Source organism: Desulfovibrio sp. 1188_IL3213 (assembly GCF_036763145.1).
GTDB lineage: Bacteria > Desulfobacterota > Desulfovibrionia > Desulfovibrionales > Desulfovibrionaceae > Desulfovibrio.
Genome location: NZ_JBAIYR010000709.1, coordinates 1 through 723, shown reverse-complemented (window position 1 = coordinate 723; position 723 = coordinate 1). Strand labels below are relative to the sequence as shown.

At 61.4% G+C, this 723-nt stretch carries 1 pseudogene; it reads left to right on the top strand.

The window, feature by feature from the left end:
• Positions 1 to 723 (top strand): annotated as a pseudogene (locus V6C16_RS14690) (aminomethyl-transferring glycine dehydrogenase subunit GcvPB); the annotation flags it as partial.

Here is a 723-nt window from a genome sequence, read left to right as displayed (position 1 = left end):
GTGCTCCGAGCTGGACGTGGTTCGCCACTTTACCGGCCTTTCAAAACTCAACTACAGTGTGGACGCCAACTTCTATCCCCTTGGCTCCTGCACAATGAAGTACAATCCCAAGTTCACCGAATATGTGGCCGCGCTGCCGGGATTCGCGCGTCTGCACCCCATGCTTGCCCAGCTGGGCGGGGCTGCGGGCTGCACCCAGGGCGCGTTGCAGTGCATGTACGAAGCGGAAACCATGCTTTGCGAGCTGACAGGCATGAAAGCCTTCACCTTGCAGCCTATGGCCGGGGCCAACGGAGAGTTTGTGGGCGTCAAGCTTATTGCCGCCTACCACAAGGCCAAGGGGCGCGACCGCAAGAAAATGCTCATTCCCGATGCCGCCCACGGCACCAACCCGGCTTCTGCCGCGCTGGCCGGATTCGAGACCATCAACCTCGAATCCCGCAACGGCATGGTTGACCCGGACGCCATTGTGGAAGCTATCCGCAAGCACGGGGAAGACGTGGCAGGGCTCATGATGACCTGCCCCAACACCCTTGGCCTGATGGAAGTGCATCTGCCCCGCATAGTGGCCGAACTGCGCAAGATCGACGCCCTGCTGTATTATGACGGGGCCAATATGAACGCCATCATGGGCAAGATGCGCGTGGGCGATGTGGGCTTTGACGTGGTGCACCTCAACGTGCACAAAACCCTGTCCACCCCGCACGGCGGCGGCGGCCCCGG